Origin of the sequence: Nocardia testacea NBRC 100365, assembly GCF_000308775.1 — a bacterium.
In the GTDB taxonomy this organism is placed as follows: Bacteria; Actinomycetota; Actinomycetes; order Mycobacteriales; family Mycobacteriaceae; genus Nocardia; species Nocardia testacea.
Genome location: NZ_BAGJ01000042.1, coordinates 41,616 through 54,182, shown reverse-complemented (window position 1 = coordinate 54,182; position 12,567 = coordinate 41,616). Strand labels below are relative to the sequence as shown.

At 67.8% G+C, this 12,567-nt stretch carries 13 protein-coding genes; 5 read left to right on the top strand and 8 right to left on the bottom strand.

Annotated elements, in window-relative coordinates; genetic code table 11:
* The first annotated feature begins 22 nt into the window (after positions 1-22).
* Entirely contained in the window at positions 23-397 is a 375-nt protein-coding gene (locus ON38_RS05815) for a DUF742 domain-containing protein (RefSeq protein ID WP_039822951.1), read from the top strand.
* 10 nt (positions 398-407) lie between these two features.
* On the opposite strand, the gene ON38_RS05810 is transcribed toward ON38_RS05815, so the two are convergent.
* The 3 genes from ON38_RS05810 to ON38_RS05800 all read right to left on the bottom strand — a co-directional run bounded on the left by ON38_RS05810 (position 408) and on the right by ON38_RS05800 (position 3,541).
* Positions 408-2,363: a GMC family oxidoreductase gene (locus tag ON38_RS05810; RefSeq protein ID WP_039822949.1), complete on the bottom strand. Its 1,956-nt coding sequence runs from the start codon at positions 2,361-2,363 to the stop codon at positions 408-410.
* A 208-nt stretch (positions 2,364-2,571) separates the two neighbouring features.
* The gene (locus ON38_RS05805) at positions 2,572-2,892 is read right to left on the bottom strand and encodes a DMT family transporter (protein ID WP_039822946.1); all 321 of its coding nucleotides are present in this window, start codon (positions 2,890-2,892) and stop codon (positions 2,572-2,574) included.
* 1 nt (position 2,893) lies between these two features.
* Positions 2,894-3,541, bottom strand: coding sequence for an FMN-dependent NADH-azoreductase (locus tag ON38_RS05800; RefSeq protein WP_039822944.1), 648 nt, complete (start codon positions 3,539-3,541; stop codon positions 2,894-2,896).
* A gap of 93 nt (positions 3,542-3,634) precedes the next feature.
* On the opposite strand from ON38_RS05800, the gene ON38_RS05795 reads away from it, so the two are divergent.
* A complete protein-coding gene (locus ON38_RS05795) occupies positions 3,635-4,243 on the top strand; it encodes a TetR/AcrR family transcriptional regulator (protein WP_051164411.1) in 609 nt (202 codons plus the stop codon).
* 2,140 nt (positions 4,244-6,383) lie between these two features.
* Here the strand turns inward: ON38_RS05795 and ON38_RS05785 are convergent.
* From ON38_RS05785 to ON38_RS05775, 3 genes are all read right to left on the bottom strand, one after another.
* Positions 6,384-6,803 (bottom strand): hypothetical protein, encoded by a 420-nt coding sequence (locus tag ON38_RS05785; RefSeq protein WP_157181677.1) that lies wholly within the window; start codon positions 6,801-6,803, stop codon positions 6,384-6,386.
* Between the two features lie 196 nt (positions 6,804-6,999).
* A complete protein-coding gene (locus tag ON38_RS05780; protein ID WP_506330615.1) occupies positions 7,000-7,827 on the bottom strand; it encodes a DUF72 domain-containing protein in 828 nt (275 codons plus the stop codon).
* Positions 7,824-8,627, bottom strand: a complete 804-nt coding sequence (locus tag ON38_RS05775; protein ID WP_039822939.1) for an SDR family oxidoreductase — start codon at positions 8,625-8,627, stop codon at positions 7,824-7,826. Before ON38_RS05775 ends, ON38_RS05780 begins: the two co-directional genes overlap by 4 nt.
* A gap of 262 nt (positions 8,628-8,889) precedes the next feature.
* Here ON38_RS05775 and ON38_RS05770 point away from each other — a divergent pair, with 262 nt between their 5' ends.
* Positions 8,890-9,564: an AIM24 family protein gene (locus ON38_RS05770; protein WP_218000738.1), complete on the top strand. Its 675-nt coding sequence runs from the start codon at positions 8,890-8,892 to the stop codon at positions 9,562-9,564.
* A gap of 14 nt (positions 9,565-9,578) precedes the next feature.
* Here ON38_RS05770 and ON38_RS35845 read toward each other — a convergent pair whose 3' ends face one another.
* Together ON38_RS35845 and ON38_RS35840 are read right to left on the bottom strand one after the other, a co-directional pair.
* Positions 9,579-10,151 carry a hypothetical protein gene (locus ON38_RS35845; protein ID WP_039822937.1) on the bottom strand — a complete coding sequence of 191 codons (573 nt, stop codon included), beginning with the start codon at positions 10,149-10,151 and terminating at the stop codon, positions 9,579-9,581.
* Positions 10,148-10,507, bottom strand: a complete 360-nt coding sequence (locus ON38_RS35840) for a hypothetical protein (RefSeq protein ID WP_157181676.1) — start codon at positions 10,505-10,507, stop codon at positions 10,148-10,150. The genes ON38_RS35845 and ON38_RS35840 overlap by 4 nt, the downstream gene beginning before the upstream one ends.
* 160 nt (positions 10,508-10,667) lie before the next feature.
* Between ON38_RS35840 and ON38_RS35835 the strand changes: the two genes are divergently transcribed.
* A complete protein-coding gene (locus ON38_RS35835; protein ID WP_039822934.1) occupies positions 10,668-11,561 on the top strand; it encodes a helix-turn-helix domain-containing protein in 894 nt (297 codons plus the stop codon).
* Between the two features lie 414 nt (positions 11,562-11,975).
* Positions 11,976-12,557 carry a DUF3558 domain-containing protein gene (locus ON38_RS34670; RefSeq protein WP_157181675.1) on the top strand — a complete coding sequence of 194 codons (582 nt, stop codon included), beginning with the start codon at positions 11,976-11,978 and terminating at the stop codon, positions 12,555-12,557.
* The last annotated feature ends 10 nt before the right edge of the window (positions 12,558-12,567 follow it).

Below are 12,567 nucleotides of genomic sequence, written 5' to 3'. Positions count from 1 at the left end.
AAGCGAACGGCGCGCCGCAGCCGTGAACGGCCCGCACGAAGACGACTGGGACGAAGAGGACGCCGGTCCCGTCGTACGCCTCTACGCGGTGACCCGGGGTCGCGGCCGCGCCTCGCGCAGCGACCTCACCCTGGACACCATGGTGGTCGACGCCTCGCCGGGCCTGGCCCCACGGCGGACCGAACCGGAATACGTCGATATCGTCCGGCTGTGCCGGGTCGCGCAATCGGTGGCGGAGGTGTCGGCGCAGCTGCACGTTCCGCTCGCGCTGACCAAGGTCCTCATCGGCGATCTCGTCGACGACGGCCGCCTACGGGTCCGCGCCCCGGCCGAGACCGGCGACACCGCCGATCTCGGCCTCCTGCGAACCATCGCGAACAGTCTGCGCGGCGGCTGATCCGAGACGCTCAGGTCAGCCGGGCGGCCAGCCGTTGCGCGTTCATATGGGCGATCGCCTCGATCGACACCATCGGGTTGACCCCGGAGGACGTCGGGAAGCAGGACGCGTCGGCGACCACGATGTTCTTCACATCCCAGGTGGCGCCGTCGGGGTCGGTCGCCGAGATCTCCGGCGAACCGCCCATCCGCGCCGACCCCATGATGTGCAGGGCGCCGAGCGCACACTGCCCGGGCCCGTAGCCCGCGGCCCGGGCGGCGGCGGAGAACTCCGCGTGCGACCCACGGACACCGGGTTCGTAGGAGATCCCGGCCTGATGCCCGGAGAAGATACGCCGGGCACCGGCGGCTTCGAGAATGCTCGCCGCGCCCTCGATCCCGGTGTGCAGATGCCTCGCGTCGTAATCGGAGATGCGGTAGTCGACGGTGGGGTGTCCGTCGCGGTCGACCTTCACCACCCCCGAATCACGATCGCGGGTGATGATGCCGATCGCGTTCGAGCGCCCGAAGTCCAGCATATTGGTGCGATGGTTCGCGGCCCCGCGCCAGCTCATGAACCCGGTCGACAAACCGGGATGCAGCGGCCCGGTCTCGTAGATGACGCCGTATCCGTTGCCGTCGAGGTCCGCGTGCCGGCGGCAGATACGGGTCTGCAATCCGCCTTCCCAGGGCCGGATCTCCTCGTCGAACACCCCGAACACCGCCGCGGCCGGATGCAGCCGCAGATACCGGCCGATGTTCTTGTTCGCCAGGCCCGAGCGCTTCAGCAGCGCCGGGGTCTGGATCGCACCGGCGGCGACCACCACGGCCCGGGCCCGGACCTCGAATTCCACACCGGTCGTGGTGCGCGCCGACACCGACTCGGCCTTGCCGGAGCGCACCTGGATGCGCCGCACATCGGCGTCCACGATCAATCGCGCACCCCGCGCGGCGGCATCGGCCAGCCACGTCTTGGTGACCGACTGTTTGGCCCCCACCCGGCAGCCGTTGCCGCATCGCCCGCATTCCACCCCGGCGTCGCAGGCGTCGGTCACATTGCGCGGCAACGGATCCACCGCCCAGCCCAGCGCCCCGGCCCCGCGTTCCAGCACCCCGTCGCGTGCCGAGAGGATCGAGCGGCGCTCGTTCACCCCCAGTCGGCGCACCACCGCGTCCAGCGATTCGCTGAATTCCGCCTCACCGAACTGCTTCGCGCCGACCCCGGCCCACTCCTCGCGCACACTGTCCGGTGTGGGCAGTGAGGTGCTCCAGTTGACGACGGTCCCGCCGCCCAGACACGTTCCCGCGACCAGTGTGATCTGTCCTTCGGCCGACGCCGACGGGCCCGGCGCGTACAGCTGCTGCAGGCCGGCGAGTTCTCCCGCGCCGAAATCCTTGTCGTCGTAGTAGCCGCCGCGTTCGACGACGATCACATCGAGTCCCGCTTCGGCGAGTACCGCGGCCGCCGTCCCACCGCCCGCGCCCGAGCCCACGATCACCACGTCACAGGTGAGCGTGCCGGGTTCGGTGATCCGCTGCGGCGCGAGCGCGGGCTGCGGCGCGGCCGGCAGCGGTCCGGGCGGCCCCGGGTAGCCGATCTCCTTCCACAGGGGGTGGAACCCGGTGGGTCCCGGGGTCACGTTGTAGGCGAGCAGTGACGCCTGTTTCAGCGCCTGGAAAACCGCCCGCACCGCGCCGATCCGGGAGTCACCGAGCCGCAGCAGCGCCCGCTCGCGCTGCTCCTGTGACAGCTTCGAGAATCGCCGCGGGCCCCGCCCGGTGAGCAGGCCGGTCACCGGGGAGTCCCAGACGTCCAGCAGCGTCGCCAGCTGCTTGCCCTCGGCCTCCCTGGGATTGCGTCCCAGCAATTCGAATACGGTGTCCACGGCACCGATTTCGGTCGCCGAGGGCAAGGTGAGACCGTCCCCGGGTACGAACGTGTCGCAGATCGTCCCGAGCGCGGCACGCTGCTTGGCAGTCGCCTTCATAACTATCCGCCTTTCAGATTGCCGAAGTTCTATCACGGAGCGTGAATCACCGCTCACAAAAGTGGATAAAATCCGGCGTGAATACGGCAAATATCCCAGAACTCGTATTCACTTCGACCGCGGCTCGGCCACGGCCGATCGCTCCCGCCGGAACGTAGGGCCGACCGGACGACGAGGAGGTCGGCCCGGACGGTCCAGGCCCGGCCGATCAGTGCGGGTCGGCGAGCCGGGCGAGCACGATACCGCCGACGATCATCGACAGTGCCAGCACCCGGCCCACACTCAGCGGATCCTTGTGCACGATCACGCCGAGAGCGATGGCACCGAGTGCGCCGATACCGGTGAACACGGCGTAGGCGGTGCCGACGGGCAGGGTGCGCATCGCATACGAGAGCAGGTACACAGCGACAGCGGCGAGCACGAAGCACAGCAGTGTGGGCAGCGGCCGGGTGAAGTTCTGTGTCGGTTTGATGCTCTGCGACCAGGCGATCTCGACCACCCCCGCGAGCGTGAGCACCAGCCAGCCCATCTCAGTATTCCTTACCGAGCCCACGAGCGGTGTCGACGGCGCGCGCGTACGACGCATCGTGCTCACCGCGCAACCGCGACAGCGCCGGATCCTGCCGCGAGTTGGCCAGCTCGGCATTGATGAAAACCGTATCGGTGACGGCGAAATGGCCCGCGAAGAAGTCGCGGAGATAACTCTCCTGATAGTCGAGCGCGGCCTTGGGCGTACCGGGCGAGTAGGCGCCACCGCGCGCGGTGGCCACCACGAACCGGCGTGGTGCCAGCGACATCCGCGGAAAGGTCACCTGATCGAGCCACGCCTTGAGTGACGCCGGAATGGAGTAGTTGTACATGGGGGTGCCGATCAGCACGGTATCGGCGGCGAGCAGTTCGGTCAGCAGCGGTTCGACGATCCGCCACGCCGCGGCCTGGGCAGGCGTACGCACCAGCGTGGCGAGCCGATCGAGGTCGGTGGCGCCCGCGGCGAGAACGGCGTCGCAGATCTCGGTCCAGCCGGCATCGATGAACGGCACCGGGTCGGCCGCCAGATCCCGGTACACATAGCCCGCGCCGGGGTGTTCGAGACGCCAGGAGTCGGCGAACGCCGCACTCACCTCCCGGCTGATCGAACGGCTGCGCGCGCTTGCGTCCAGGTGCAGAAGAGTGGCCATGATGAAACCTCCAGATAAGTGGACACCGCGTCCACTTGGTGGATCGTAGAACCAACTGGACACAATGTCCACTTATTGCGTTAGGGTGCTGGCATGGATATCCGCGTCGACCTGCTCACGGCACCGGCACCCGCCGGCGGCGGCGAACGAGCGGACGCAGCACGCAATCGGGCGAAAATCCTCGCCGCGGCGGCCGAACTGTTCACCCTCCGCGATCCACGCGCGGTGACCATGGACGACATCGCGAAGGCGGCGGGCGTGGGGAGGGGCACGCTGTATCGGCGCTATCCCGATATCGGCGCCATCGCCACGGCATTGCTGGACGAGCACGAACGAGAACTCCAGGAGCAGTTGCTCGGTGGAGCACCACCCCTGGGGCCCGGTGCGCCCCCGGCGGAGCGGCTGGCGGCTTTCTACGCGGCCATGATCCGACTGCTCGATGCGCACGCCGATCTCGTACTGGGCGCGGAGGCCGGCGGCGCACGGTTCACCACCGGCGCCTACGGGTTCTGGTCGGCCCATATCCGGGCGCTACTGGTGGCGGCGGGGGTGGTACGACCCGATCCGCTCGTCGACGTGCTCCTCGCCCCGGTGGCCGTGGAGGTCTATCGGCATCAGCGCGAACGAGGCATCGATTCCGAGCAGATCACCAGCGCTCTCGCCGATCTCGCCCACGCCGTCGTCGCGTCCGCGGCCCGGTGACCCCGATCCGTGCCCGAAAGCCGATCCTCCGGCCACCTGCTGGGTACGTCGCACCGGGTCCTGGACGCCGCCGGACATCGCCGCTCGGCGGCGTTCGCCGCTGAACCGAACCGAAGTGCCCGTCGGCAGACTTCCGATCCAAGACCGACCGGCCCATGCCGCAGTCGCGCAAACCCTCGACGACGAGGGCCGAACCCCCGGCCACCTGCTGGAGGCAACCAGATCTACTGGGAGACCGCGGCAACCCGGCGGCGCTACCGCACGGCGCCCTCGGTTGGGCCGCAACCAAGCCAGACGCGACAGCGACCACGCGCGCCTCTGGTTGCGGCTCTCGAGCAAGGCCGTGCAGCAGTAGCCGATTCGGTTGGCGCGCGGAGCTACTGCGCGGCTCGGACCGGTTCCGGTACCTGGACCGGATTAGGATGCCGAGGGTTATGGTCGAGATGCCAGAACTCCTCATGCCGGATCAGAACGCGCCCGGCTACCCGGACGAGTTCAAGTTTTCGCCCCTGATCGAGAGCTACTACCGGGGACTGCCGCGGGCACTTCGCGGCTACTGGGATGCCTTCGGTTCGGGTTCGGTGGCCGACATGCCGTTGAAACCGGCAATTCGCGGTGTGGAGGGAACCGCGAGCGCACGGATCCGAAACTATGAGGCGGTGGCGGCGCAGCTCGAGCGACGATTCCAGGATCTGCAGGAAATGGACAGGCGGATGGCCGATCTGGTCCGCCGGTCCCTGGCGGCGACACGTGCCGGGCGCGAACGGGTCGAAGCCGCGATCCAGCGGATCAACGCAGACGCGGGGACGATCCCGGTCGGTAAGAGCAAAGGCGACCACATCCTCGACTACGCGCCCGCCGGGCTCGACCGTGCCGACCGGGCAGTGGTGGATACGACACGAGCGCATCAGGAGCAGGCTCGCATATCGGGCGAACTCGTCCGTCGCCTCGTCGAGATGACACCGTCGCCGGAATCTGCGCCGGCGATACCGATGCTGTTCGCCCCGGATCCGGCGCCCGCACATGCACTTGCGCCGGGAGCCACGGCCCACGACCGGTCGCGGGGCCCGGCGAACGGTTCCGGTGCGGGCGAGGCACCGGTGGCTCGTGAGCATCGCGGCACGGCCGCATCTCACCCCACCGACTCGGTCGCCGCACCCTCGGCCGAGTCCGTTCCGCACGCCACGACGGATATACGCCGATCGCGCGCACAGGAGCCGGGTCCTGCGCCACGGGACTCTCTGCTGGGCACGCTTGCCGGTACGACAGGACGAGCGGACCGTGATCCGTCGACAGTAGTAGGCGAAACGGCGTCTGCCGCGCCGGAAGCGTCCACTGGTGGCCGGTCGGTCGTACCGTCCATGCCGTCCGCAGGCGGTAACTCGACCCCCTGGTCATCTCGGACCGGCGCACCACCGGCATCCGATCAGGCCCGGGCCGCGTTCCGGGGAAAACTCAGCGAAGCCGGCCCGATGGGCCGGCAGCAGGCATCGCCGACGGAGGATGCCTCGATGGTGTACGTATTGCCCGACGGCCGGACCCAGTACGTCTCGCCGGTCGTCGCGGAGATACTCGACACGGCGTTCGGTCGAAGGCCGGCCACCGATACCCGGCCCGCCTCCACCGGCTCGCCGAACGCCGTCTCGGCCGGTATCCAGCGTGAGACCGACTCGGTCCGGACCGGCGACCTCGCGGTATGGGCTCGGGGCAGTGCGGTGGTAGTCGTGTTCGGTACCGCAGACAAGCGCTCGTACGAAGTGATCATCGATGGCCGCCTACAGCCGCTTTCCGATGGAATCGGCGAGGTTCCGGAGCTATTCGGACCGTTCACCGGATTCGGTCGGCTGCATGGGCCTGGCTCCGATGCCGGCGTGGCCGGTCCACCGGTGAGAGATGGGCAGCCTCGGCGAAGTGGCTCCGGCGAGCGCCGGCAGGTCGGTACCGCGGTGCCCGCACGGGCACAGAGGTACCGGGCACCGGGAACCGTCCGGGGCACCGACCGTGTGTCCGCACAGAAACCGGCCGACGGCGAAGGAGCAGTCGTCAACGGCTGATACACCTGCACCGCAGACGACGCGCCAACCGAAATCGCCACCCGGCCGCACTGAATCGGCGTGATGTGCATCGCCTACCGCGTAATTCAGGTATCACCTCGCCCGATGCCGACGGTGGGAAGTACCCCGGTGGTCAGCACATCCTTGATCAGCAGCGGGGGCGCGGAGAAAGCGGCGGCCGCACCCATCGAATTGCCGGTTACCAGCGCTCGATCGGTGCGGGTGAATGTGCTCAGCGCCTCTCCGACAGTCCTTCCGGGCCTTCCGTCCAGAAGCCACACCTCGGTGCCTTTTCTCCCGATCCGGCCGCCAAGACCGCCACCGGCCGCGCCGAGAGCGATGTCGGAGACGAGATTCCAGCCGGTGTGATCGTTCTGCAGGCCGTAGAGAGCACCGCCGACCAGTCCTCCGAGAGTGCCGTAGACCGGATTCTTGAAGAAGGCGCCCGCAGCGGGGAGCGCGAGGCTCGCCGCGAACCCCACTATCGGATTGTCTATGATCGCCACGCCGGTACCTCCACCCGGAACCGTTCCGCCCCAGCGGGTTTGCGAAACACCCGGCATCGACCGGATTCGCACTCGACCATAGATGAATACCGGCGCGAACGAATTCCAGCCGATGGAGATATGCGAAACAATTCCGCGCCGCTGGTCGTGCCTACCCTCGACGACGACTGCTGAGCGCTCCCGGGTCCCCGGCTCCTCAGAACAGCGTCATGGGTTCGGCGTCCGCCGGGTCCGGCAAGAGTTCCAGTTCGGGCACCAGGGCGCGGACCTCATCGTGGAACCGGCGCGCGAGATCCCGGGACGACGCATTGTCCGGCGTGTGCAGGAAGACCGTCGGCGACCGTCCCTCGCGCAGCCATTCCGCGGTCCGCTCGACCCAGGGCCGCCACCCCGCGACCGTGACCGCGTGATCGTCGCGGCCGTGGTACCGGACGATCGGCGCGTCCGTCAGCGCCTTCATCCGGCGCGGCAGCCGGGGTTTTTTGGATCGGGCCTCGAATTCGGCCGGACTCGCGGCGGGCGCGGCGAACAGCACGGTGGTGTCGAATGGCACCCATTCGGCGCCGACCCGCCCCAGGACCCGTTCCAGCTGCCCGGCGGCACTCTCGTCGGTGAAGAACTCCGGATGCCGCACCTCCACCGCGAGCGGCAGCTCCGCGGGCAGCCCACGGAAGAACCTCGCCAGCGCACCCAGGTCCGCGGGCCCGAACGAGGACGGCAGCTGCACCCACAGGGCATGCATCCGGGTCCCGAGCGGTTCCATTGTGTCCAGGAACTGCCGCAGTTCGGCGTCCACCCCGGACAGCCGGCGCTCATGGGTGAGGGTTTTCGGCAGTTTGATCACGAACCGGAAATCGGGATCGGTCTGGTTCGCCCAGTTCGCCACGGTCCGCCGCGCCGGGACCGCGTAGAACGTCGTATTCCCCTCCACCGCGTTGCACCACTGCGCGTACCCGCGCAGTTTGTCACCGCGGACCGGCCACGCCGTATGCGTCCACATGGCACAGCCGACGTGGAGCTTCAACGCTTCAGCCCGTGCATTCCCGCGACGAACTTCTCGATCACCGGCGCGGGCGCCAACCGCCGCAACAGGAAGACGATCGGCGCGCGGCTCCCCCGGGCATACAGCGGTTTCGGCTTGTCCGCCTCGATCGCCCGCAGAATCGTCTCGGCCACCTGCTCCGGCGATATCCCGGCCCGCTCGTTGCGATCCAGATGCCTGATCATCGTGTCGAAATCCCCCGCGTACACCGAATCCCGGGCGATGTATTTCGTACGCCGCTCCCCGATCCCGGTCGCGATGGAGCCGGGCTCCACGGTGGTTATCCACACCCCGAACGGCGCCGTCTCCAGCCGCGCCGCATCCGCGAACCCTTTGATCGCCGCCTTCGCCGCCACATACGACGACCGATACGCCAGGGGGAAGCTGGCCAGCATCGACCCCACCATGACGATCCGCCCGTACCCCCGCTCCCGCATCCCCGGCAGCACGAGTTGCGCCAGCCGGACGGCCCCGAAAACGTTCAACTGGAACAGCCGTTCGATCGCCTCGATCGGCAGCTCCTCGAGCGGGCCCGACTGACTCTCCCCCGCATTGTTGACCAGCACATCCACCGGTCCGAGGTCGGCGCCGAACCCCTCGATCCCCGCCTGATCGGTCAGATCGAGCGCGCGATATTCCACCCCCGCCACCCGTGCCGAGTCCGCGATCGTCTCCGGATTCCGGCTGGTCCCGATCACCCGGTACCCCCGCCGTACCAGTAGTGCGGCAGTCGCCCGGCCGATCCCCGAGGACGCTCCGGTCACCAGCGCGGTCTTGGTCATACGGCACCTATCCTCGACGGTTCGTGGTCACCCGGGCGGGAATACCCGATCCGCCAATCTAACGGACCCGCGCGCAGCGTGGGAGGGTGCCGCCGACGCCCGGAATCGGCCCGGCACCGGATCGGGCGGGCTGTGGTACTCGACCCGCAGATAATCGACGGCAAGCCCACGGAAGGTGCCCACGGGGCTCGGGCAACGGGAGATCGCACGTGACACCGCCGGTACGACAGGCCGTGTCCAATAGGCTGGCGACCGTCCGTGGATGCCAGGAGAGGACCGCATCGTGCAGAGTGAATTGTTCGCCGCCGAGAACACGGCGCAGCCCGCGACCGCCCCCGGCCTGACCGCGCAGAGCGCCAAATCCCTGAAATACGCGGTGAACGGCGAATGCCTCGCCAGGCAGGGCTCCATGGTCGCGTTCCGCGGTGACCTGCGGTTCGAGAAGAAGGGCCAGGGTGTCGGGAAGTTCCTGCAACGGGCGCTGACCGGTGAAGGCGTGCCGCTGATGACGGTCCGCGGCCACGGCGAGGCCTGGTTCGCGCATTTCGACCGCAACTGCTTCACCGTCGACCTCGCCCCGGGCGACGCCCTCACCCTCAACGGCCGCAATGTCCTGGTATTCGACTCGAGCCTGCACTACGACATTCGCATGGTGCAGGGCGTCGGGATGGCCGGCGGCGGACTCTTCAACTGTGTGTTCTCCGGGCAGGGGCGGCTCGGGCTGGTCTGCGCGGGGACGCCGATCATCATCCCGGTGCACCCACAGGCCCCCGTTTTCGTCGACACCGACGCCGTGGTCGGCTGGAGCGCGAACCTGCAGACCTCGCTGAACCGGTCGCAGTCGTTCGGGTCGATGGTGCGCGGCGGATCCGGCGAAGCGTTCCAGTTGCGGCTCGACGGTGAAGGTTTTGTCATCGTCCAGCCCAGCGAGGCCTGACCGGCCGCGCCCGCTCACCGCTGCGACGCGGACCGCAGTCGTAACAAGTGCGGGTGGTTGGCATCGTCCAGCGCCAACGCCGCGGTCCACAGCGAGACATCCAGGCCCGCGGTGATACGCCAACGGTCCGGGGTGGTCGCGGGCAGGTGGATACGCACCGGGCCCAGTTCCCGCAGGTGCCGTCCGGTCACGGCCCACCACTGCCGGCCCCGCGCGTCGGCGATCGCGGCCACTACGAGGTCGTCGGCGCCGGGTAGTTGTCCGGCCGCCGCACGGACCTGTTCGGGAATGTGGCGGTTCTCCGGGCGATCGGTGAGCTGGTCGGCGAAGACGACGAACACCAGCCCGAATCCGAACATGCCCGGCCCGAGCAGCCTGCGCAGATCCGCCGCACGCCGATGGATCGGATTGGCCTCACCCGCACCCCGTTCCCCGGCAAGATCCACGGCGGTGCATTCCGCGTCGACGGCGTGGCCGTCGAAACGGAACCCGTACAGCATCGGCATCAACGCGGTGGGCAGCGACAGCAGATAGCGGGCGGTGATCTCGTCCACGGATTCCGGGTCGGGATAACGGATCAGGGTCATCCGTGGACCGCCGTGGCGAGCCGGGACCACAGATCGTGCCGGACGGCGTCCCACAGCGCTGCCAGGTCGGGGCGACGCTCCCGCATCTCCGCCAGATCCGCGGCGCCCGAGACCGGTATCCCGCTACCGGAAGCGTCATGCACCTCGACGATCCGGACACAATCCCGGTCGAGCCACCACACCACCCGCCGACCGCCGAACTCGGTACAGCGCACGCTCCCCGGCACACCGATCGGCGCCGGGCGCCGCTCGGGACCCGTCGCGGAGACCGCCCGCACCGGTCTCGCGCGGTGCGCGGACCCCTCGTGTTCCTGTCGTCCTGCCCTGGTCAGCGGGCTTCCGTGTTGCTCGGCCATATGGTTATGTTGCTGCCCGCACGCCGCGCCCGTACGGCTCAGCGACACAGCGAAATTCAGCTCATCCGTACATCCAGACAACAGTCCGGTCGACCGAGCGGCGTCGTCCGGAACGGACCGCCACCTGGGCCGTTCCGGACCGATCAGGGGAAGGGGAACAATGCCGACACACGATCAACCCGGTTCGACGCTGCCGCGCCGGCAACTGGGTCGCGCCCTGCGGGAAGCGCGCGAGGGGGTGGGGTTCACCCTCGAACAAGCGGCCCGGGAAATGGAGATGAGCAAAACGGCGCTCATCCGGCTGGAGAAGGGACACAACGAAAAGGTCAAGCTGCGGGATGTGGAGGGGTTCGGGAGGCTGTACGAACTCGACGAGGCCGATATCGAAGATCTGAAAGAGTTGGCACAGCAAAGGGCGACCAAGTCGTGGTGGAACGGGACTCGTCGCGTGTTCAGGGGAGGATTCAGGACCTACTTGGCGCTGGAGTCGGCGGCATCTCACCTGTACTTCTATCAGTCTTCAATCGTCCCCGGGCTCCTACAGTCCGTTGACTATGCGCGGGCTGTCGAGAAACCCTATTTCCCGCTGGATACGCCGGAAGCCGTCGAACGCCGTATCGCACTGCGAATGCGCCGGTCTGCGATTCTCACTCGGCGGAACAGTCCTGTATCGGCAGAGTTCTTGGTGCACGAGAGCGTCCTGCACACGCGAGTCGGCTCGAAATCCATTATGTGTGCGCAGCTTCGGCACATCGCCGACCTGGGCACACTTCCCAATGTCGTGATCCGCGTACTTCCGTTTGCAGCGGGATTCCCGGGAAAATGGAGCCCCGTTCTTCCCTACATCATCCTCGACTTCCCGCAGCACAGCCGCGAGTACCGCGATGAGCCGCCCGTGGTCTACACCGAGACGACCACGGGCTCGATGTTCTTCGAAGGCACCTCCGATGTCGAGACCTATCGCGAGATCCACGACTCGCTCCGACTCGCCACACTGGATGAACGACAAACACGAGATCTACTGCGGCAGGTCGCGAGGAGGTACGAGCAATGATGATAGACCGGCCCGCCGCCAGATGTTTCGAATCGTCATGCAGCCATGCCTTCGGAAGTGCGTCGAGGTCGCCTGGCCGGACCATGGTAGGCGGGCGCGTTCCGGGAACAGAGCGTCCGTATTGGGCTCGCCTCCGTCCCGGCCCCGAATGGCGTAGTCGTTCTCGGTGCGACGCGCGCGTATCGGAAGCCCAGCCATACAACCCTCCTGATCAAGGCACCGAGCCCGCAACCACAGCCGCTACCGAGTAGCGCTGAGACACCGAGCAACCCGGTCGGCGACTGACCAGGCCCGCCGAGAAGGCTGTCATTGCGGGCCACTCAACCACCATGTTTGCGGTATCCGGGGGGAAGCCGACCCGGTATGGTGGGTCCGGGTCCGTGTGGCAGGTTCACACGTTGTTGCAGGAGGGGCATGCGCACCGCGAAGGGACACTCGGCAGGGATCGCGGCTCGTGCGGTGTTCGTGGCGATGACACTGAGCCTGTCAGCAGGGTGCGGTGTTGCCGTCGACGGCGCACCAGCCGCGGAGGGCAGTAGCACCGCAACTGGCGAGCAGCACATCGAATGGAACCCGTGCTCGGACCTGGCCACCGAGGCGCTGACAGCCACGGGCGCAGACCCAACCAGCAAGGATACGGATTTCGATGCACCTGGGGACCGAGCATCCTGGCGGATGTGCGCTTGGGACGCGGTCGATGATCCGTATTTCATAGGCGTCGGCGCCTCCACTTACACGGTCGACCAAATGCGGGAGAACACTTCGGTAACCGGGTTCAGTCCAGTCCAGGTGAACGACCGGTCGGGCCTTCAGTTCTATCCAGGCGACGAGGAAGACCCGATCCGTCGTTGCTACGTCAGCCTGCCGATGGCAAAGGGTTCGCTGACTGTATATGCGGACTGGCGTTACAGCGAGCGCAGTTCGCTGCCGGAGTCTCCGCCCTGCGGATTGGCCATGCGGCACGCACAAACCCTCGAGCCGTATCTGCCGGAATGAGATGAATCCG